Annotated in this window: 20 protein-coding genes; 2 read left to right on the top strand and 18 right to left on the bottom strand. The window is 37.3% G+C overall.

What is annotated here, in order from left to right; all coding sequences use genetic code 11:
• Positions 1-22: 22 nt before the first annotated feature.
• The 5 genes from rpoZ to RVS70_RS15585 all read right to left on the bottom strand — a co-directional run bounded on the left by rpoZ (position 23) and on the right by RVS70_RS15585 (position 4,876).
• Positions 23-226, bottom strand: a complete 204-nt coding sequence (gene rpoZ / locus RVS70_RS15605; protein WP_026680840.1) for a DNA-directed RNA polymerase subunit omega — start codon at positions 224-226, stop codon at positions 23-25.
• Positions 226-843: a guanylate kinase gene (gene gmk, locus RVS70_RS15600; RefSeq protein WP_026680839.1), complete on the bottom strand. Its 618-nt coding sequence runs from the start codon at positions 841-843 to the stop codon at positions 226-228. Before gmk ends, rpoZ begins: the two co-directional genes overlap by 1 nt.
• Positions 844-854: 11 nt before the next feature.
• Positions 855-1,118, bottom strand: coding sequence for an extracellular matrix/biofilm regulator RemA (gene remA / locus RVS70_RS15595; RefSeq protein ID WP_026680838.1), 264 nt, complete (start codon positions 1,116-1,118; stop codon positions 855-857).
• Positions 1,119-1,193: 75 nt separating this feature from the next.
• Complete coding sequence (locus RVS70_RS15590) at positions 1,194-2,081, bottom strand: YicC/YloC family endoribonuclease (RefSeq protein WP_121605243.1); 888 nt, start codon at positions 2,079-2,081, stop codon at positions 1,194-1,196.
• 140 nt (positions 2,082-2,221) lie between these two features.
• Positions 2,222-4,876 (bottom strand): calcium-translocating P-type ATPase, SERCA-type, encoded by a 2,655-nt coding sequence (locus tag RVS70_RS15585; protein ID WP_026680836.1) that lies wholly within the window; start codon positions 4,874-4,876, stop codon positions 2,222-2,224.
• A 121-nt stretch (positions 4,877-4,997) separates the two neighbouring features.
• On the opposite strand from RVS70_RS15585, the gene RVS70_RS15580 reads away from it, so the two are divergent.
• Entirely contained in the window at positions 4,998-6,701 is a 1,704-nt protein-coding gene (locus RVS70_RS15580) for an NFACT family protein (protein WP_026680835.1), read from the top strand.
• A gap of 411 nt (positions 6,702-7,112) precedes the next feature.
• Here the strand turns inward: RVS70_RS15580 and RVS70_RS15575 are convergent, their stop codons facing one another.
• Positions 7,113-7,532, bottom strand: a complete 420-nt coding sequence (locus tag RVS70_RS15575) for an organic hydroperoxide resistance protein (RefSeq protein WP_026680834.1) — start codon at positions 7,530-7,532, stop codon at positions 7,113-7,115.
• 62 nt (positions 7,533-7,594) lie between these two features.
• Positions 7,595-8,455 (bottom strand): LysR family transcriptional regulator, encoded by an 861-nt coding sequence (locus tag RVS70_RS15570; RefSeq protein ID WP_321133940.1) that lies wholly within the window; start codon positions 8,453-8,455, stop codon positions 7,595-7,597.
• 158 nt (positions 8,456-8,613) lie between these two features.
• On the opposite strand from RVS70_RS15570, the gene RVS70_RS15565 reads away from it, so the two are divergent.
• Positions 8,614-9,378, top strand: coding sequence for a class I SAM-dependent methyltransferase (locus RVS70_RS15565; protein ID WP_026680832.1), 765 nt, complete (start codon positions 8,614-8,616; stop codon positions 9,376-9,378).
• Positions 9,379-10,570: 1,192 nt separating this feature from the next.
• Here RVS70_RS15565 and pyrE read toward each other — a convergent pair.
• The 11 genes from pyrE to lspA form a co-directional block, all read right to left on the bottom strand.
• Positions 10,571-11,212 (bottom strand): orotate phosphoribosyltransferase, encoded by a 642-nt coding sequence (pyrE, locus tag RVS70_RS15560; RefSeq protein ID WP_026680830.1) that lies wholly within the window; start codon positions 11,210-11,212, stop codon positions 10,571-10,573.
• Positions 11,199-11,909: an orotidine-5'-phosphate decarboxylase gene (gene pyrF, locus RVS70_RS15555; protein WP_121605063.1), complete on the bottom strand. Its 711-nt coding sequence runs from the start codon at positions 11,907-11,909 to the stop codon at positions 11,199-11,201. Before pyrF ends, pyrE begins: the two co-directional genes overlap by 14 nt.
• A complete protein-coding gene (locus tag RVS70_RS15550; protein ID WP_026680828.1) occupies positions 11,906-12,817 on the bottom strand; it encodes a dihydroorotate dehydrogenase in 912 nt (303 codons plus the stop codon). Before RVS70_RS15550 ends, pyrF begins: the two co-directional genes overlap by 4 nt.
• Complete coding sequence (locus RVS70_RS15545; protein ID WP_321133936.1) at positions 12,814-13,572, bottom strand: dihydroorotate dehydrogenase electron transfer subunit; 759 nt, start codon at positions 13,570-13,572, stop codon at positions 12,814-12,816. The genes RVS70_RS15550 and RVS70_RS15545 overlap by 4 nt, the downstream gene beginning before the upstream one ends.
• Complete coding sequence (gene carB, locus RVS70_RS15540; protein WP_026680826.1) at positions 13,569-16,769, bottom strand: carbamoyl-phosphate synthase large subunit; 3,201 nt, start codon at positions 16,767-16,769, stop codon at positions 13,569-13,571. Before carB ends, RVS70_RS15545 begins: the two co-directional genes overlap by 4 nt.
• Positions 16,762-17,856 carry a carbamoyl phosphate synthase small subunit gene (locus RVS70_RS15535; protein WP_026680825.1) on the bottom strand — a complete coding sequence of 365 codons (1,095 nt, stop codon included), beginning with the start codon at positions 17,854-17,856 and terminating at the stop codon, positions 16,762-16,764. The genes carB and RVS70_RS15535 overlap by 8 nt, the downstream gene beginning before the upstream one ends.
• Positions 17,853-19,133: a dihydroorotase gene (locus RVS70_RS15530; protein WP_121605062.1), complete on the bottom strand. Its 1,281-nt coding sequence runs from the start codon at positions 19,131-19,133 to the stop codon at positions 17,853-17,855. Before RVS70_RS15530 ends, RVS70_RS15535 begins: the two co-directional genes overlap by 4 nt.
• Entirely contained in the window at positions 19,087-20,016 is a 930-nt protein-coding gene (locus tag RVS70_RS15525) for an aspartate carbamoyltransferase catalytic subunit (RefSeq protein WP_026680823.1), read from the bottom strand. Before RVS70_RS15525 ends, RVS70_RS15530 begins: the two co-directional genes overlap by 47 nt.
• Before the next feature lie 184 nt (positions 20,017-20,200).
• Positions 20,201-20,746: a bifunctional pyr operon transcriptional regulator/uracil phosphoribosyltransferase PyrR gene (pyrR, locus tag RVS70_RS15520; protein ID WP_026680822.1), complete on the bottom strand. Its 546-nt coding sequence runs from the start codon at positions 20,744-20,746 to the stop codon at positions 20,201-20,203.
• A gap of 210 nt (positions 20,747-20,956) precedes the next feature.
• Positions 20,957-21,868, bottom strand: a complete 912-nt coding sequence (locus RVS70_RS15515) for an RluA family pseudouridine synthase (RefSeq protein ID WP_121605060.1) — start codon at positions 21,866-21,868, stop codon at positions 20,957-20,959.
• On the bottom strand, positions 21,865-22,335 hold the full coding sequence (lspA, locus tag RVS70_RS15510; protein WP_026680820.1) for a signal peptidase II: 471 nt from the start codon (positions 22,333-22,335) through the stop codon (positions 21,865-21,867). The genes RVS70_RS15515 and lspA overlap by 4 nt, the downstream gene beginning before the upstream one ends.
• Between the last annotated feature and the right edge of the window lie 418 nt (positions 22,336-22,753).

Raw genomic sequence — 22,753 nt, 5'->3', positions numbered from 1 at the left:
TATTATCGCGAGGGGACATCATTTATGCTTGATTGTTTTCATCCAAAAATAGTTTCTCTGCCTGTACTTCTTCCAACGCCATGCCAACATACTTATGAGATTTTGGATTATCTACTAGTACTTTTTTTGTTTGGCTCATTTGTCTCGCACGTTTAGCTGATAACGTTACAAGTGTATACTTGGAATTAATTTTTCTCTGTAGTGAGTCAATTGACGGTTCTAACATTACAATTCATCCTCCAATAATTGTTTATATTGTTTCGCAATTCGCTCTCTCTTTAAATGTTCACTTTGAATAATCGATTGAACTTTTTCTACAGCAAGATCTACGTGATCATTCACCACAACATAATCATAAGCATCCATCATTTCTATCTCTTTCCTTGCTTCTTTCAATCGATTCAACACAAGATCAGGAGACTCCGTACCACGGTGGACAATCCGATTTTTCAATTCTTCCAGACTTGGTGGGAACAGAAATATAAATACGCCTTCAGGGAAATTCTCCTTCACCTGTAATGCACCTTGGACCTCAATCTCAAGAAATACATCATAACCAGCATCCAAAGTTTCTTCAACATATTTTCGTGGTGTGCCATAATAGTTATTGACATATTTCGCGTATTCTAACAGTTGATTTTGTTCTATAAGGGCTTCAAACGCTTCTTTTGTTTTATAAAAATAGTCGACTCCATCTTTCTCTCCTGGTCGCTTTTCCCTTGTAGTCATTGAAATGGAATATTTTAAATCTGTATCTTGGTTAAAAAGCGCCTTTCTAACTGTTCCTTTTCCAACTCCGGAAGGCCCGGAAAGAATAAAAAGGATTCCTTTTTCTTCAATCAAATTTTTTCCTCCTAATTATCGTCCGATATTTCCTCATGACTTAATACTCGTTGTCCTACTGTTTCTGGCTGTACAGCTGATAATACTACATGATCACTGTCTGTTATAATTACTGCTCTAGTTCTTCTTCCATACGTGGCATCTACCAATTTATTATTATCTCTTGCTACCGTAATAATTCGTTTGATAGGGGCTGATTCTGGCGATACAATAGAGATTACTCTATTAGCAGAAACAACATTTCCAAATCCAATATTAATTAAACGTAAACTCAAATTTAACCCTCCGTGAATTCTGTCTCTCTATATACTAGTATAATTATAAGTAAAATGGTATATAAAACTCAAATATTATTCGATATTTTGCACTTGTTCTTTTATTTTTTCGACTTCACTCTTTATTGCTACCGTATACTCACTAATAGTTGAGTCTGTTGATTTTGAACCAATTGTATTTGCTTCGCGGTGCATTTCTTGTGTGATAAAATCTAATCGTCTACCAATCGAATCACCACTTTCTGATTCAATTGTCCGCATAAAATGCGATGTATGGCTTATTAGTCTGGTTATCTCTTCAGCGATGTCACCTTTCTCTGCGAGCAGGACAATTTCTTGATAGATTCTAGAAGCATTCAAATCCATATCTTCAGTTAAATGCTGATTTACCCGATCTTTAATTCGCTCCCGATATTCATCAACAACAAACGTTCGTCTGTTTTTCACCTGATTAATGAGCAGATTTAATCTATGTATTCGTTCCTGCAAATCATGAATTAAATGATTTCCTTCCTCCTCTCGCATGTCAACCACCTGTCTACAAGCTTCTTTAAGTCCGTCGATAAGTTGGTCTTTAAATTGGTTTGACTGACTTTCTAACTCCTGTACTGTAAATATTTCATTAAGCGCAGGAATAATTGCTGTTGATACATCTCCAGACAATTGATAGCGCATTTTTATTTCTTTGATTTCACTCATATACTGATCCATTAAATGCCAATCTGTTTCTAATTTTCTGCTAGTAAAACCTTTTCCATCAACTCGAACATAAATGTCAATCTTACCTCTTTGAAAATACGATTGTACTATCTTCTTCAATCGCTCTTCTAAATACATAAATGATAAAGGTATTTTCATATTTACATCCAAAAAACGATGATTCACACTTTTCATTTCTATTGTTATTTTCGTATCATCCATTTGTATATCCGTTCTTCCATATCCAGTCATACTCTTTCCCATCAAAATCACTCCACAAGCTAATTATACGATGATTTCACTTAAAAAGAAAAGTGTAACGTTTTTATCACCCCATAGGAAAACCCGCCTATTTGCTATTTCAAGCAATCCATAGACAGGTTAACCATTAAGCTGGACGTCCATTATTTTTTTGAAAAACCAAACAGCACCGTAGGTAATGCACTAAATACACTTACAAACATCCAATCTCTCACACTTAATGCGGTAGTATGGAAGATTGGCTGTAATGGTTGCCAATAAATTACTATAAGGAGAAGCAACATGGAAGAAATTACAGCCAATACAAGATACATATTCTCAAAAGGGTTTCTTGAAAATATCGAATGTTCACTTCTACAATCAAAAACATGAATTAATTGGGCCATTACTAATGTAGTGAATGCAATAGTCTGCGCATATATTAAATTATTTGGGTTATCTTGATAGGTTAACATAAATGCAAGAAGTGTAACAATACCGATTAATATTCCCCTGCTTATAATTTTATAACCTAGACCACGAGAAAACACACCTTCTGAAAGGCTTCTTGGCCTCTTTTTCATCACATCTCCCTCTGCCTTATCAAGTCCTAGTGCCATTGCTGGCAGGCCATCCGTTACAAGGTTAACCCATAAGATTTGAACAGGTACTAAAGGAAGCGGTAGTGAAAGGAGCATCGCAAATAACATTACCAATATCTCACCGACATTGGATGCTAAAAGATAACGAATAAACTTACGAATATTCTCATAGATATTTCGTCCTTCTTGTATTGCTGATTTAATCGTTGCAAAATTATCATCCATTAAAATTAGGGAAGAAGCCTCTTTGGTAACATCTGTACCACTTAATCCCATACTTATGCCGATATTACTTGCTTTAATCGCAGGTGCATCATTTACTCCATCACCAGTCATTGCCACGACATGACCACGTTCCTGAAAGGCATGAACAATTCGAAGTTTATGCTCAGGTGTCACCCTGGCAAATACATACGTATCATCAATCATTTCTTCTAACTCATCTGTTGACATTTCATTCAATTGCTGTCCTTCTAACACTCTCCCATTTTCCGGTAGTACTTGTAAATTATCAGCAATAGCTTTAGCTGTCTTCACATGATCGCCAGTTATCATAACAGTTTTAATTCCTGCATTGCGACACTCTTCGATGGCTGATTTCACTTCTTTTCTTGGGGGATCAATCATTCCATATAAACCAATAAAAGTCAGCTCTTTTTCTAAAACGGCTGATTCTAGATCGTCATGCTTGGATAAGGGCTTAACAGCAATGGCTAATGTCCTTAGAGCTTTTTCTGCCATATCACTAATTGCTTGCTCAATTTGCTGTTTATTTTCTTCTCTCAGTAATTGTCTTCCATCCTCGTCCATATGATACATCGATCGTGGCAGCAGCACATCAGGCGCACCTTTTGTAATAAGAAAACGGCGTTGATTACTGTCTTCAATAACTACACTCATTCTTTTTCTATCTGAATCGAAGGGTAACTCTTTTATAATTCGATACGATTCCGCAGTAGATACTGTCAATCCCATTTTCCGTGCAACAACAAGTAATGCACCATCTGTTGGATCACCATCTATATAATGCTTCCCTTTTTTAACAATAATAGATGCTTGGTTACATAGCATTCCGTATAATAACATCGTCTCTAAGTTAGGAAAATTTTTATCAAGTTTTGCTTTTGTTAGAAAGAAATCTCCTCTTATATCATATCCATCACCAGTTACATAAAGTTGCTTCCCGTTTAGATATAATTCTTTAACTGTCATTTGGTTTTCCGTCATCGTCCCTGTTTTATCAGAACAAATTACAGATGCGCACCCCAGTGTCTCAACCGCGGATAATTTTCTAACAATTGCTTTTTTCCGAATCATTCGCTGTACCCCTAAAGATAAAGCAACGGTAACAATAGCCGGTAATCCTTCAGGAATGGCAGCCACCGCTAACGATACGCCAGCAAGAAACATGGAGTAGACAGGATGTCCTTGCATCACACCTAAGACAACGACCAATGCGGTTAAAAATAATGCAACAATAATTAATATTTTTCCTAATTCAGAAAGTTTTCTTTCCAGGGGAGTCATCACTTTCTTTGTATTTACCATTAATGAAGCAATTTGCCCCATTACTGTATCCATGCCTGTCCCAACAACAATTCCAACTCCTGAACCTCTTGTAACTAGCGTACCCATAAACCCCATATTCACTTGATCCTGGGCATCTAGTTTATCTTTTCTAATTGCAGTAGCGTGCTTCATAACAGGTAACGATTCACCTGTTAAAGCAGATTCCTCTGTTTCTAAGCTGCTTGATTGGACAATGCGGATATCTGCTGGAATACGATCTCCACTTGCGACTCTGACAACATCTCCAACAACTACTTGTTTAGAAGGAATCTTACTCCATTTTTGATTTCGTAATACGTTGGCCATCGGTGCAGATAGTTCTTTTAATTTTTCTAGAGATTTTTCTGCCTTCTGTTCCTGAAAATAGCCTATACATCCATTAACAAGTACGATAATCATAATTGCTATCGCATCTATATACTCTCCAAGAAGTCCGGCAACTAATGTTGCAGCTAATAAAACAAGGACCATAAAATCTTGAAATTGCTTTAAAAATATTAACCACTTGGACGTCTTCCTTTGAGCTTCCAATTCATTTGCTCCATATTGCTTCCTTCGTTTTTCCACTTGCTTTTCATTTAATCCTCTATTTGCTGCTACATGCAATTTTCTTTCTACATTTTCTACATCCAATTGATACCAATTCATCCTGCATTCCTCCAAATTATAGCGCTTGTTCCTCACCGTATTCCTTTAATCTAAAGCTCCTTAAGGGATATGTATGCAGACTTGTCCTAAAAAATGCTATAATTGCGCTTGAGGTGATCATATGCCATTTGACGGAATCGTAACACATGCAGTAACAGAAGAATTAAAAAACGAAATGATTCCTGGTAAAATAACAAAAATTTATCAGCCTACGGATAGTGAATTATTGTTTACCATACGTAGTAAAGGAAAAAACATGACTTTATTACTTTCCATTCATCCAACGTATGCTAGATTTCACTTAACGAATGACAGTTTTGCAAATCCAAAAGAACCTCCTATGTTTTGTATGGTATTACGAAAACATCTATCAGGTGCAATTATAGAAAATATAGAGCAGTATGGAATGGAGCGAATTGTTCAATTAACGATAAAAACAAGAAATGAAATTGGAGATTTAACAAGCAAAGCACTTATTATTGAATTAATGGGGAAACACAGTAATATTACATTAGTTGATGACGAAGAAAATCAAATTATCGATAGTTTTAAACATATATCTATGTCACAAAATCGTCACCGCACGTTATTACCTGGTCACCTATATCAGCTTCCACCCGAGCAAAATAAACTCAATGCACTAACCATAGATTCTGAGCAATTTATTAAAAGGCTTGATTTTAATGCCGGTAAGCTCAATAATCAAATTGTTCAAAGCCTTGTTGGTTTCTCACCTTTTATAGCAAGGGAAATGGTTCAAAGAGCAGAGCTTGGATCTATCGAAGCATATCAGAAGGTCTTTGATGAAATACAAAAACAAATAGTTCAATCTAATTTTAGACCTACCATATATAATGATAAGAAAGAGGACTTTCATGTTATACCATTAGCTAACTTTACTGGTGATCAGATTCATTTTAGTACTACAAATCAAATGCTAGATCAATTTTATTCTGGAAAAGCGGAACGCGATCGTGTTAAACAACAAGCTAAAGATTTATATCGCTTTCTTAAAAACGAAAAAGAAAAGAACAGGAGAAAATTAAAGAAACATGAGCAAACAGTAAAGAAGGCCCGAAATAAAGATCATTATCAAAAGCTTGGTGAATTACTAACGGCACACCTACATTTAATTTCAACAGGTGATCAAAGCGTCACAGTGACTGACTACTATGACCCAGAGCAAAAAGAATTGACGATTGAATTAAATCCGAACAAAACTCCAAGTGAAAATGCTCAAAGCTACTACAAGACGTATCAAAAATTAAAGAAGTCTGAGCGCATCGTTACAATAGAAATTGAAAAAACGAAGGATGAAATTGCTTATATGGAGCAATTGCAACAGCAGGTTGAATCTGCAAGTAGTTCTGATATTGAAGAAATTCGTGACGAACTTAGAGAAGAAGGGTATCTCAAAAAACAACCGAAGAAAAAGAAAAAGCGTAATAAAGCTGAAAAGCCAGTACCGGAACAATATACTGCATCTGATGGTACCGTAATACTTGTTGGAAAAAATAATAAACAAAATGAGTATTTAACAATGAAACTTGCAGCTCGAGATGAAATATGGCTACACACAAAAGATATACCTGGATCGCACGTCATTATAAGAGACAAACAGCCTAGTGACGAAACTCTAATGGAAGCGGCTCAGCTGGCAGCTTATTTTAGTAAATCTCGCCAATCTTCTTCCGTGCCTGTAGACTACACAAAGGTACGTCATGTAAAGAAACCAAATGGGGCAAAGCCCGGTTATGTAACTTATGAGAATCAAAAAACGTTGTTTGTTACACCTAGTAATAGCCTTATTCAAAAATTAAAATAAGTCACCTATTTATAGCGAAACTCTCTAGTTAGCTATAATTAAAAGGAACTGAATATAAGTAGGTTATAAAACTAAAAGCCGAACTATCCTTCAAAAGGATGGGTGCTATCCCCCCGGATATTTTTCACTCTAACTTCCGGGGGGGAGGTACCAATTCGTTCGGCATTTTAGTTCTAAACGATGTTGCAGTTTTGGTATCTCTATTCCTATGACGACAAATTAAAAGACGCTTGTGGGAAATAATCCTTCGTAAGACCTCCTGCCCAATAGTATATGAAGAATCACCATTCTCTTAAAAAGCACCGTTTTCGAAAGCACTCTCCTCCAACATCCCACCCTTTTTATTAACTTTCGGTCCTATTGGTTTTTCGCACTCAGAAGGGAGAAGTTTAAGCTCGCTTTTCATTGTTTTTATACTGCTTGCGGCTGTAATGTCACATCAATGTTCCCTCTCGTAGCTTTTGAATACGGGCATACCTGATGCGCCTTCTTTGCAAGCTCTTCAGCTTCTTGCTGATCGACACCTTGTATTTTAATTGTTAATTCTACTGCAATTTTAAAGCCATTATCTTCCGGATCTTTCAATAAACTAACTGCGGCTGTTGTTTCTGAATCTATTTTCTTTTTTTCTTTGGAGGCAACTAGATTTAAAGCCCCGTCAAAGCAGGATGAGTAAGCAGCGGCAAACAGTTGCTCAGGGTTAGAACCCGTATCCTTTTTATTCGTAGCTGGATTGACAAGCTTAAGGTCAATAAGTTCATCATCTGATTTCACATGACCGTCTCGTCCATTTTTTGCTGTCGCTTTCGAAGTAAAAATAACATTACTCATAGCATAACCACTCCTTTTTCTATTCTAGTTAAGGTATATCTTTTTTTACCGTGAATAAAACATTAAAGTGTTAATAGTTCTACCAATTCATCAATAAAATGATCCACCTGCGGGAGCTCGCGTACCCCATCTTGAAAGCAAACCCACGTATGTCTAGAAACAGCCTCTCCATCTAATTTTAATGCTATGTTTGGATATTCATCTCGCATCGAGTCAGAAACACTTTCAGGTAGTACAGCCATTCCTAGTCCTTGTTTCATAAATTGTTTACATGTTTCAATTTGATCCACTGTTATGGTTTTAACTGGTTTAATTTTATCCTGTTGTACATATAACCAATTATCAACCAATTCATGCATACTGTCATCCGACTTAAAAGAAATAAGCGGGCGCTCTTTTAATGCATCTGTAGGAAATGGTTCTGTATCAAATATATAAAGCGGATCATCAAATAAGCGGATACATGTACTTTCCTTTAATTTCTCGCCACGAATAATACACACATGATAATTCTTATGATGACGCTTAATGTCTTCGCTAATTCCTGTCACTAAATCAATTGCTACCTTAGGATAGAGCGACGTGAATTCACCCAATATAGCTGGAAGATATCGTTGACTAATCAGTGAAGAACAGGCAATGGAAAGCGTGCCTTGAACTTCCTCACTTGATTGTGCTAATTTATTTTTTACTGCTCTTTCTCCTGCCATAACTGTTTTAGCATGTTCTAGAATTATCTCGCCTTCTGGGGTTGGAATTAGCCGTTTCGGTGTTCGGATAAAGATGATATGTCCAAAATATTCCTCAATGTATTTCAATCGTTGTGTTACCGCTGGCTGTGAGATCAGAACTGCTTTTGCAGTACCTCTAATTGTCCCTATCTCATGCAATTTTAATAATAATTCATAATCATCGATTTTCATTATATCCCCCTATAACTAATAATTATTCATTTTAATTATATTTAAGTATTTTACTTATTGTATTATAATACATATGCTATTAGTGATAAAGTAATAATCTATTCAGCCAATCAACATTCACTGGCAGATATTTTCCAGATCAATGAGGAGATGAGCGTATGAGAGAAAAAGAAAATGTAAAAAAATCTTTTGCTAAAAACAAACAAGCATATATTACAAGTGCTACACATGCACGGGGAAGTGATTTATCCTTAATGAAGGATTGGCTAGAGCTGGAAACAAGTATGAAACTGCTGGATATTGCTACCGGTGGTGGTCATGTAGCAAAACAGTTATCCCCTTTCGTTGAGAGGGTATATGCAACGGACTTAACGAAAGAAATGCTAGAAAACACGAAAAATTACCTTCAAGATATTCATAACATTGATTACATTCTTGCGGATGCAGAAAGCTTACCGTTTTTGAATAACACATTTGATATTATTACCTGTAGGACTGCTGCTCACCATTTTCCTCACCCTGAAAAATTCATTCAAGAAGTAAAGCGTGTATTAAAGACAAATGGTACATTTTTATTTATTGATAATATTGCACCAAGACAATCTGTCTATGCTAATTTCATCAATCAATTAGAAGGTATGCGTGATTTTAGTCATGTACGATGCTTGCCTATCTTCGAATGGAAACAGCTGTTAGACAGCTATGGATTACACACCGTAAAAGAAAACGTACGGAAGAAAGAGTTGTCATATACCGAGTGGATAAATCGAACCTTGGATCATCCAGAAGATAAACAAAAAGTCTATCATTTTATTAAAGAGGCAGATGAGCAGATAAAAGCGTATTATAAGATTCAGTTAGATCAAGGATCCGTGCAGCGTTTTTTTATTGATGAGTGGTTCGCATTAATAGAAAATAAATGATTAAGATAATTATTTACGTATCAAAGAGAAATACAAACAGAAGTACCAATAAAAATAGTTCATTTCATTTATCTTGTAAGCTCTAATCTTATATGTTACTAGATTACCACACGTATGAAGCCTTAGTTCAAGCGGTAGACTCATACTTTTAATTTTATAATAACAAAAGATCCCAGCAACGATTATACAACCTAACCCTATAGGAAAAACTGAGCAAAATTCGCTCAGTCCTTATCACTAAATGCTCAGATTTACGCTTCCTCTAGTAGCTATTATGGAATAATAGCTACTTTGCTTGACCAACACTCCGGCTGCCCACTTCCCTTTCCGTGGGGTTTGTCCTTCAGCTAACTTTTTTGAGCAAAACCCGCTCAAAAAAGTGGATCTTCAGGTCAAACAATTCCCACAGGAGTTGAAGTGGCCGGCCTTACAACGCTAGCATGAAGTAACACAGCTGCTTTTATACTCACGGATAGCGATTTTCACTTTACCCATTGTAAAAAAAGTCAACCTATTACTTATGACAAGAATTGTTGCACCTTCTCATAGCGGAGACTAATTACGTAGACTCCTGCGGGATTAGCGCGAGCCGAAAATCCACTTTGCAACGTGTTCTTCTTTGCAAAGTTAGTTGAGGCCGTGCCCGCGGAAAGCGAAGTAATTAGTCGGAGCATTGCCAATATACATCAAACATTTCAAAATAACTACTTGGCTTAACGCAGTCATTGCACTGATTTTATACTTTCTTAACTTATAAGAAAGGCCTAAAGACCTTTTTATCCCGCATATAGCCTATAACTGGCAGTAAGAGAGGCTGAGACAAAAGTAATGAAGAAACAATCAAAAACGAATGAAAATTATTTCAAATTAATTATCATTCGTTCTTTGATAAAATAATTAATATAGCACCTAAAATATACGAGACTCCTTGAAAAAGAACGCTTTTTCTGCTACGATGTATCCCTGCTGAAGCCTTCCTTATCCAGCGAAAACAGCACGAGTCCGAAGATCCACGTGTTTTTCTTTACCAAAGTAGCTGAGGCCGTACCCGTGGGAGTCTATGTCCTTTGACCGCGCTTCGTATCAACATTTATTTTTGTTTCACGGCTTTTGAGTTAACTATTTTAGGTTCGTCCCTAACCCTTTCTGCAATCAATTAACAATATGTTAGACTTATAACATAAGGAACACTTTAGCTATTAAAACGACTATTGATTTTCCCCAAGTCCTCTCTCCATTTTAATAACTTTTGCTTTTCATTTTCTGTAATTTCTTTATCTAATAGTAGCGCATTCACTAATTGATCAAAGCCCGTAATGGTATGGTGGGAAAAACCCGCTTCAGTAAAAGCTGTTTCTGCAGTAGCTAATCCATAGGTGAAAATAGCAAATACAGAACAAACCTTTCCACCATTTTTTTCAATTGCTTGCGCAGCTTCAATCGAAGAACCACCAGTGGAAATGAGGTCCTCAATAACAAGCACCTGTTTACCAGACTCTAATTCGCCTTCAATCTGATTACCTTTTCCATGACCTTTTGGTTTTGATCGAACATAGATCATCGGTAGGTTTAATTCATCTGCTAACCAAGCTGCATGTGGTATTCCAGCAGTAGCACATCCAGCAATCATATCAGGCTTTATTTGCAAATCATTCATTCGTTTAATAAAGGATGTGGTAATCTGTTTGCGTACTTCAGGATAAGACATGGTTAGACGATTATCACAGTAAATTGGCGACTGTATACCAGAAGTCCAAGTAAAATACCCATCTGTTTTTATTTGTACAGCTTTGATTCTTAGTAATTCACGTACGATGTGGTCATGCTCCTGCATTTTTCCACTCCTCTTTTAATTGTTTATATGCTTTATTTGGATTATCTGCTTTTGTAATGGTTCTACCCACAACAATAAAGTCTGACCCGTTACCTCTGGCGAAAGAAGGTGTTGCAATTCGTTTTTGATCATTATTATCGGTATTAGTGAGCCTAATTCCTGGAGTTACGGTTAGAAACGAAGTCCCGCATTGTTCCTTCACAGCCTTCGCCTCAAGTACAGAACAGACAACTCCGTCAGCCCCAAACTGTTTAGCAAACGTTGCAAAATGAAGGACATTTGCTTCTACATCACCTGAAAGTAGCATTTCCTGATTCATTATCGATTGATCCATCGAGGTTAGAATGGTTACTGCGAGCAATTTCGTTTGGAAATTTGGATTGCCATTTATAAGCCCTTCCTTGGCCAGTTTGATCATCTCACTGCCTCCAAGGGCATGAACATTTACCATATCTATTTCCAGCTTAGCAATATTTTCCATAGCACGCATCACCGTTGTTGGAATGTCATGAAGCTTTAGATCAAGAAAGATAGCATGTCCATTTTCTTTTAATCGTTCGATAAGGATGGGCCCTTCTTTATAAAATAACTCCATACCAACCTTTACTGGTACACCATGTAAATCATTTTGTTCAAGAAACGTTTTCGTTTGTTCCCAATTGGGAAAATCCAATGCAAGATATATTGGTGTCTTCATGAACATATCCCCTTTCCAATTGCATCATTTACGGAATTAAAACCATACGCAGCTAATGTTTTTGGTAGTTGTTCGATAATTTCTATACAGACATAAGGGTTTTGAAAATTTGCCGTACCTACAGCCACCGCACTAGCTCCCGCTAATAAAAACTCAAGAGCATCTTCCGCGTTTACTACTCCTCCCATCCCAATTATTGGAATATTGACTTGCTTTTTTACTTCATAAATCATTCGTATCGCTACTGGTTTAATTGCTGGTCCAGATAACCCTCCCGTTTTATTTGCCAGTAAAGGACGTTTTGCAGATAAATGCATTTGCATTCCAGTAAGTGTATTTATCATCGATAACCCATCGGCTCCAGCTAATTCTACTGCTTTTGCCATTGTCCCAATATCTGATACATTTGGTGAGAGTTTAACATAGACAGGTAGATTACTTGCCTTTTTAACACGTTCTGTTACCTTTGCTGCCATCTTTGGATCTGTTCCAAACTGGATCCCGCCCTCCTTAACATTTGGGCAGGAAATATTCAGTTCTAAGGCAGTAACGTCACCTGCTTCATTAAATGCTTTTGCTACTTCTACGTATTCTTCTAACGTACTACCAGCAATATTTGCGATGATTGGTGTGGAGAAGCTTGCTAAAAAAGGCACTTCATTTTCTATAATGCTACTAACACCAGGGTTCTGTAATCCAATGGCATTCAACATCCCAGCTGCTGTTTCGGCGACTCGTGGAGTTGGGTTCCCAAATCTAGGTTCCATTGTGGCAGCTTTCATAACGATGGCACCTAATTTGTTCAAGTCATAAAATTGACTATATTCTCTACCAAACCCAAAGCATCCCGAAGCAGGCATAATTGGATTTTTTAATGATAAACCAGGTAATTCAATCGCCAAGCTCATACTAGTTGCACCTCCTGTGCAGGAAATACAGGACCATCTTTGCAAATCTTTTTATAGCCTCCGCAATCATCTGTAGGAATGACACAAGCAAAGCAAGCGCCTACTCCACAGCCCATTCTCTCTTCCAAAGAGATATACCCATGTTTTCCTGCCATTTGAGCGGTAATAGTCTGTAACATCGGTAATGGTCCACATGAGTAATAACAATCAATACTACTTACATCGTCTAATACGTTGGTTACGAATCCTTTTCTACCATAACTGCCATCATTAGTTACAATAATTGTCCGACCGAGTTCAGCAAATTTTTCTTCATAGAACACACTCTCTTTGGTTTGGAAGCCTAATACAGAGACAATATTCACCTGTTGCTCTTTTAATTTTCGTGCCAAATAGTAGAGTGGAGGTACACCGATACCGCCTCCTATAATAAGAATTGTTGAATTAGCTTTAGGTTCAAGCGGAAAACCATTTCCGCTTGGACCAAGTACATCGATGGAATTTCCAATGGGATAGGAAGCTAATTCTTTCGTACCACTACCAACAACTTTAAAAAGAATCGTGACTGTTTCCGCATGTTCATCAACCTGAGATATAGATATTGGGCGTCTTAGCATATGCCCTTTCAACTGTAGGTGCAAAAATTGTCCAGGCACTGCTGTATTGCTTATATATTTGTTCTCAAGCACCATTTCGATGGTATCTTGCGCTATGGGGCTTTTCTTTAAAATAACCATGTTCTCTTTACGCATCATAAGATGACAACCTCTTTTTGCTGCATCGGTTTAGCTTGAAATGTCATAGATTCTATTACATTAAGGATTGCATTTGCAGTATCTAAATTTGTTAAACAAGCAATGCCATGTTCCACAGATTCTCTACGAATTCTAAATCCATCTGAACGTGGCTGCTGTCCTGAAGTTAACGTATTGATTACATATTGTACTTCCCCATTTTCAATAATCGAAAGGACATTTGGTTTCTCTGCACCAATTTTTTCTACTTTAGTAACTGGTATTCCAGCATCTCGAATATAAGCTGCAGTTCCTTCGGTAGCGTATAATTGAAAGCCTAATTGATGAAATCGCTCTGCATTTCCAAGCATCTCCTGTTTATCTTTATCAGCAACCGTTAATAGCACTGCTCCCTCTTGTGGTAATTTAATTCCTGATGCGATAAGCCCTTTATATAATGCTTTTTCTAATGTCTTATCATAACCGATGGCTTCACCAGTAGACTTCATTTCTGGACCTAAAATGGTATCAACACTACGAAGCTTCTCAAACGAGAACACAGGTACTTTAACGGATACTTGATCGTCTTCAGGTAAGATTCCCGTTACGTAGCCCATCTCCTGAAGCTTTTCCCCAAGTATACATTTCGTAGCAATATTTGCCATCGTTACACCAGTGATCTTACTTAAGAATGGAATTGTTCTACTTGCTCTTGGGTTTACTTCAAGTACGTATACCGCTTGATCACAAACAATGAATTGAATGTTAATCAGCCCCTTAACTTGAAGCGCATAGGCAATACGAGTAGCTGCATCCAAACATTTTTGTTTCACAGATTCACTTATTCGTTGGGGTGGATACACGGCTATTGAATCACCAGAGTGAACACCGGCACGTTCAATATGCTCCATAATACCCGGGATGATAACCGTATCGCCATCACTTATCGCGTCAACTTCTACCTCCATACCGGTAATATATTTGTCAATTAAGATTGGATGAGAGTCTGCAACATGATCTGTCTTAGCAAGATATGATTCTAATTCATGGTCATTATAAACAATCTCCATTCTACTTCCACCAATGACATAAGAAGGTCTTACTAACACAGGGTAACCAATCGTGTTAGCTACCTCTCTCGCTTTTTCCATATTTAACACCGTTTTCCCCTGTGGTCTTAAGAGCTGTAAGTCATCTACTAATAGCTCAAATTTGTCTCGATCCTCTGCTCGATCAATCGCTTCTAAATTTGTCCCTAATATCTTCACACCTCGACGTTCAAGTCCTGCCGCTAAATTAATGGCAGTTTGACCACCGAATTGAACAATAACACCTTCTGGCTGTTCTAACTGGATTACATGCATCACGTCTTCTAATGTTAATGGCTCGAAATATAATTTATCTGAAATACTGAAATCAGTGGAAACAGTCTCCGGATTACTGTTCATGATGATGGCTTCATATCCCATCTCCTTGATCGCTAACACGGAATGAACCGTCGCATAATCAAATTCGATCCCTTGACCAATCCGAATTGGCCCAGACCCAAGTACAAGGATTTTCTTCTGCTCAGATTGAATAGACTCATTTTCCTCTTCATAGGTACTATAAAAATACGGCGTTTCCGATTCAAATTCAGCTGCACAAGTGTCGACCATTTTATAAACAGGCAAAGCATTTTGTTTGATTCGATAGTTGTATATATCATCCTCTGATTGCTCCCATAAACGAGCAATATGTGCATCGGAAAACCCAAGGCGCTTAGCTTCTAAAAGCATGGAAGGTTCCTGCTTGTTACGCTTTAATTTCTCTTCAATGATGATGAGACGCTGTAACTTATTTAAGAAAAATCGATCTATTTTTGTTAATTGAAATATCTCGTCAACAGACAACTTTCTACGTAAAGCTTCCGCTAAAACAAAGATCCTTTCATCATCCGCCTTTTGCAACCGCTGTTTTAATTCATCATCACTTGTACATTCTAAATTGGCTAGCCATAATTGCTCTGTTCCAATATCTAGTGAGCGAATGCCCTTTAACAATGATTCTTCAAAGTTACGACCTATTGCCATTACTTCCCCTGTAGCTTTCATCTGTGTTCCTAAATAGCGATCGCCTGCAGTAAACTTATCAAACGGAAATCGAGGAATTTTTGACACAACGTAGTCAAGTGCTGGTTCAAAGCATGCATAGGTTTTGCCGGTTATCGGGTTAATAATCTCATCCAGTGTTAAACCAACAGCAATTTTAGCGGCCATTTTAGCAATTGGATAGCCTGTAGCTTTCGACGCAAGTGCTGAGGATCTACTAACTCTTGGATTTACTTCAATAATGTAATATTGAAAGCTATTAGGATCTATTGCAAGCTGGACATTACATCCTCCTTCAATTTCTAATGCCCGAATAATTTTTAGCGAGGCATTTCGTAATAGCTGATACTCGCGATCACTTAATGTTTGAGAAGGTGCAACAACGATGGAATCCCCTGTATGAATGCCTACTGGATCAACATTTTCCATATTACACACGACAATGGCTTGATCATTTTTATCTCGCATCACTTCGTATTCAATTTCCTTAAATCCTGCTATGTTCTTCTCAATCAAGCATTGACTAGCAGGCGATAAAGCCAGACCATTTCGTGCAATTTCTTTTAATTCTATTTCACTATTACACATTCCACCACCTGTGCCACCTAACGTATAGGCTGGTCGAACAATGACTGGATAACCAATTTCCTCCGCAAACGCACAAGCCTGTTCCACCGTGTTGACAATCTGACTAGCTGGAACCGGTTCAGCCAATTCATTCATTAAATTTCTAAATTTCTCACGATCCTCTGCCTTTTGAATAGCCTCTAAGGATGTTCCTAATAAATCTACATGATATTCAGCTAATATGCCTGTTTCGTTCAACGCTACTGCCAAATTCAGTCCTGTTTGACCACCAAGTGTTGGTAATAAAGCATCTGGCTGTTCTGTGCGAATAATTTTTGTTAAAAATTCAACCGTTAGAGGTTCCATATAGACCTTATCAGCTACCGTATGATCCGTCATAATCGTTGCTGGATTAGAATTGGCCAATAATACGGTATATCCCTCTTCTTTTAATGCTTGACAAGCCTGTGTTCCCGAATAATCAAACTCTGCCGCCTGGCCAATAACAATCGGTCCAGAGCCTATTACTAAAATCTTTTTTATTGAAGTGTTTTTAGGCATATACCTTTTCCTCCTTTTTTACCTGCTCCATCATTTTTAAGAATGAATCAAATAAATAACTTGTATCTTCTGGCCCTGGTGAGCTTTCTGGATGATACTGTACAGAGAAAGCGGGGTAAATAGAATGTTCAATTCCTTCTACGGTATTATCGTTAAGCGCAATTTGTGTAAGCTTTAAATCCGTTTGTATTAAAGATGCTTGTTTTACAGCGTAGCTATGATTCTGGGATGTAATATATGTTCGATTCGTTCGGATATCCTTTACTGGATGGTTAGATCCACGATGACCGAACTTCATTTTTTCTGTATCTGCTCCACATGCAAGTGCTAATAATTGGTGTCCTAAGCAAATACCAAAAACCGGGATTTTGCCAATTACCTGTCTAATCATGTTGATTGTTTCTGGAACATCTTTTGGATCTCCTGGACCATTCGTAAGCATAATGCCATCTGGTTTGATACGTACTATATTTTCTGCGCTATAGTTATAAGGAACGACCGTAATATGACAATCACGTTTTGTTAGTTCACGAAGAATTCCATGCTTCATACCACAATCAACCACTACCACTCGTTTCCCTCTTCCAGGAACCACATACGGTTTAATCGTTGATGTTTGTGAAACCTGATTTCTCGACAATGTTATTCCTTTAAGCTGGGAGATAACTTTTTCTGGCTGGACTTCTGCATTCACAATTTTAGCTTTCATCGTTCCATATTTTCGAATAATCTTTGTTAACTTTCGTGTATCAATACCAGAAATTCCAGGTATACCATTCGCTTTTAAGTAATGATCTAACGTCTCCTCATTACGAAAATTAGAAGGATAGTCAGCAACTTCTTTCACAATAAAACCATGAATAAACGGTGTTACCGTTTCAAAATCATCTCGATTGATGCCGTAATTCCCCGACAGTGGATATGTCATCATGACAATCTGACCACAATACGAAGGATCTGTTATAATTTCTTGATAACCAGTCATCCCTGTGTTAAAGACAATTTCTCCAGTTGTTTCTTGTTCGCTTCCAAACCTTTCACCAACAAATACCGATCCATCTTCTAATATAAGCTGTCGTTTCGTCATTTTAGATCCTCCTCATAGACTATGTTTCCTTCCGAAATTGTTAAAACTGGAATAGCTGTAACCTCCCATTGATGGAAAGGTGTATTTTTACCTTTTGAATAAAACGTTTCTTTATCAATGGTTAATGACTTTTTCAAATCTATTAAAGTTAAGTCTGCGACACTACCAACATCGAGCTTGCCGTATGGTAGTTGAAATATTTCTGCCGGCTTGATCGTTAGCCAATCGATAAGCTGTTTGAGTGTAATTTTCCCTGTTTGAACAAGGTATGTATAGAGCAAAGAAAATGCATTTTCTAGTCCGACAATCCCAAATGGCGCCTCTAGAAAACCACGTTCTTTTTCTTCCTTCGCATGTGGTGCATGATCTGTTGCAATAAAATCAATTGTGCCATCCAACAATCCTTCTAATAAGGCTTGCTGATCTTCCTTTGCACGTAAAGGAGGATTCATTTTAAAATTCGCATCATCTGTTGTGATTGCCGACTCATTAAGTAATAAATGATGTGGCGTTACTTCAGCTGTTACATGAATTCCCGCCCGCTTCGCATCGCGAATAATTCGGACAGACTCCTTTGTACTAACGTGACATACATGATAATGACATCCAGTTGCTTCAGCTAGCAGTACATCTCTTGCAATTTGTACCGATTCGCTCAAAGCTGGAATGCCTGGCATCTGCATACGTTTGCTAACTTCACCATCATGCATCACACCACCATAGACAATAGAATTATCTTCACAATGAGCAACGATTACTTTATTACATGCCTTTGCTTCCCTCATAGCCTGAAGCATGTGATCCGCCGTTTGAACGCCCACACCATCGTCTGTGAAAGCAAAAATGTCTGTTTGGGCTATTTCTTTTATATCAACTAGTTCTTTACCTTGCAGTTTTTTTGTTATGGCAGCATATGGAAGAACACGAACCACAGCTTCTGCTTTTATACTTTCTAATATATTTTGAATAGTAGTCGTATTATCTGGTACTGGATTCGTATTTGGCATTGCACAAACAGTCGTATATCCACCTTTAGCAGCAGCATTAGTACCTGTAAAAATCGTTTCCTTATGTTCACCACCAGGTTCTCGTAAGTGGATGTGCACATCTATAAAACCTGGAGCCAATAGATTCCCTTTTCCATCAATAATTTGATCAGCTCTCTCCGTTATCCTAGAAGCTATTTTTGTAATAGATGTACCTTCAATGAGAAGCTCACAGCTCTCTAGTTCACCCGTTGATGACAGTTTTTTTACGTTTTTCAGCAATCGTTTCATGGATAATCCCCCGTTCCTGCAATAGTTTTTTAATAATGGCCATACGTGTATACACACCGTTGTTCATTTGTTTGAAAATTCTAGAACGTTCGCATTCTACTAATTCCGTATCAATCTCTACTCCTCGGTTAATTGGTGCGGGATGTAGAATAATTGCTTTCGGATGCATTTTCCTTTCCCGTTCCTTTGTTAATCCATATTTTCTTAAGTAGTCTTTGTTGTTTATGAAAATTTCCCGATGTCTTTCATGCTGAATGCGTAATAGCATAAGAACATCGCAACATTCTACTGCTTCGTCGATGGACAGATAAGGGAAATCAAGATTGTTATCTTTACAACCGTCAGCAGCAGCAAAATACACCTCTGCTCCAAGCCTACGTAATGTATGTGCATTGGAATTTGCCACTCTGCTATGCAATATATCACCTGCAATAACAACTTTAATCCCATGGAATTGTTGGAATTCCTGATAGATTGTTAGTAAATCAAGCATACACTGCGTTGGATGCTCTGCTTTACCAGCTCCTGCATTAATAATTGGGATACTAAGTTGATTCTTCAATTCATTCATCCAATAATCTGCTTGATGTCGAATAACTAATAGGTTAGCACCTATAGCTTCGAATGTTTTTGCCGTATCGTATAATGATTCACCTTTTTGTGTACTAGAATAATCAGCATGAAAATCAAGCACGTCCATGCCCAATTTACGCTCAGCAACTATAAAACTCATTTTTGTTCTCGTACTGGGCTCAAAGAATAAATTCGCAGCGAATAATTGCTTCGTAAATGATTGTTGCTGTAACCGTAATTGTTCTGCCTGATGTAAAACGCGAATAATTTCATCTTCCTTTAACTGATTCACAGAAAAAAAATGTCGCATAGTTCCTCCTTATCCATGCATATTTTTAATTTTCATAAAAAAACCTCTTTGCCTAAAGGTCGCAAAGAGGTATACGTGTAGAGAAGAACACACGTAGGTCTGGGCAACCTTTCAGATCTCTCGTATCTGATTAAAGGTTTCGTATACAGTTTTTATTCATTTACTTTCTAAAGAAGGTTAATTCCTATTTTTCATATATCGAAACAGTATCTTCTTTTCCATCGATTTCTTCTAATTGAACCATAATAATCTCTTTTTCTGATGTCGGAATATTTTTCCCTACATAGTCTGCTCGAATGGGTAGTTCGCGATGGCCACGATCGACCAAGACGCCGAGCTGAATTTGCGAAGGTCTTCCTAAGTCCATAACAGCATCCATCGCTGCTCGCACAGTTCTCCCAGTAAAAAGAACGTCATCTAATAATATAACTTTTTTTCCAGTTATATCTGCTGGAATATTTGTTTCCTTTAAATCCGGGTCTTCACCTTCCGTGGCCTTATCTAAATCGTCACGATATAAGGTGATATCCAATTCACCGATTGGCACTTCGATCGTTTCAATTTGTTTAATTTTCTCCTGTAATCGTTTGGTCAGTGGAACACCCCTTGTTTTTATTCCTACAAGTACAAGGTCGTCCCCACCTTTGTTTTTTTCTAGAATTTCATGAGCAATTCTTGTTAAGGCTCTGTTTATTGCCGGCTTATCTAAAATATCCGTTTTCTTTTTCATTTTTCCACCAACCAATCATAAGAAAAATTTGGGTTAGACCCAACATGTTTATATGTTAAATTGCACACAAAAATCCCTTTTCTCCATGAGGAAAAGGGATTTGGATTCCGATGTTGCATCAATTTCCGTAACCTTTTTAGCCTCACGGGGCTATAGTTAAAGGATCATATTTATTCGTCTGTTTTATTATTACAAACCATGGTTTGATTGTCAATACATTTTACGAATGTAGTCAATCAACTCTTGGAAATAATCAGGTAAATCTACTTCAAAATGCATCCATTCTTTAGTGGTTGGGTGTGTAAACGCGATCTCCTTTGCGTGGAGAGCTTGTCCGTTTACATCTATCGTTTTTCTTGGACCGTACTTTGGATCACCAACTAACGGGTATTCAATATATTTCATATGAACACGTATTTGATGTGTTCTTCCCGTTTCTAATTGACATTCAATATGTGTATAATCGGAAAATTGTTCTATAACTTGAAAATGAGTAACCGCAGGCTTCCCATTTTCCACAACAGCCATTCTTTGTCGATCTTTTGGATCTCTACCAATCGGTGCATCAATTAATCCTTTTTCATGTGGAATATTGCCGTGAACCATAGCATGATATTTTCTTTTTATATCCTTATTCGCTAATTGCTTAGATAAGTGCTGATGTGCTTGATCATTTTTTGCCACGACTAACAAACCACTCGTATCTTTATCAATCCGGTGGACAATTCCTGGACGTTCTATTCCATTAATTCCTGATAGATCTTCACAATGATATAGCAGCGCATGAACAAGTGTACCATGTTGATGACCTGCAGATGGATGAACAACCATTCCTTTTGGTTTATTTACGACTAATAAATCACTGTCTTCATAAATTATATCTAATTCAATAGCCTCAGGAGCTAATTGTAATGGTTCTGCTTTAGGAATGGACCATTCTATATGGTCACCCAATTGACATTTATAATTAGCTTTGACCACTTCTCCATTTACTAAAACAAGTTGCTGTGTTATCCAAGTTTGTACCTGTGATCTGGACATATCTTTGTTTAGATCAGCTAATACTTTATCAATACGAACGCGATGTTGTTCTTCTGTTATAGTATGCTCTAACGGTTTCATGATTTTGCTTTTCCTTTCTTTGCTTCATCGATAAGCATTGCAATGATTATTAAACCTACACCAATAACTAAACTAGAATCAGCTACATTAAATATTGGGAAATCATAGCCGAAAATAATAAAATCAAAGAAATCAACCACTTCCTGACGAAATAGACGATCAATGAAATTACCAATTGCCCCACCTAATACAAGACTAAGCGAAACTGCTAAGGTCTTACTCTCCTTCGCGTGTTTTTGCATGTAATAGATAACACCTACTACAACAATAGCTGTTACAATATAAAAGAACACCATCTGGCCTTCTAAAATCCCCCATGCTGCTCCAGTATTACGATGAGATGTTATGTAGAAGAAATTATTAATAACCGTGATTTGTTCTCCAAGTTCCATTGATCGAACAATCATCCATTTTGTTAGTTGATCCAAGCCGATAATGAATAGAGCAATTAAGTAATACCAATACATTCCTTTTCCCCCGATTTTTAAATTGACATCAATATTTATCTTACCCACTTCACAAAGTAATTTCAATATATATCATACGAATGTATTTACGCAAGTAACCCTCCTTGTACAATATAACTTCCAATTTAATAAGATATTTTCCGTATAAGCAATTGCATATGTTCTGCAAATTAGAAAAACTGAGCAAAATTCGCTCAGTCCTTATCACTACATGCTCAGATTTACGCTTCCTCTAGTAGCTATTATGGAATAATAGCTACTGCTTGACCACCACTCCGGCTGCCCACTTCTCTTTCCGTGGGGTTTGTCCTTCAGCTAACTTTTTTAGCAAAACCCGCTCAAAAAAGTGGATCTTCAGGTCAAACATTTCCCACAGGAGTTGAAGTGGCCGGCCTTCGCTATTATCAGGCTCTACAAC

The sequence above is a fragment of the Virgibacillus sp. M23 genome (genome assembly GCF_034190895.1).
GTDB classification, from domain to species: Bacteria; Bacillota; Bacilli; order Bacillales; family Amphibacillaceae; genus Virgibacillus; species Virgibacillus salarius.
This window is presented reverse-complemented; position numbering and strand designations above follow the sequence as displayed.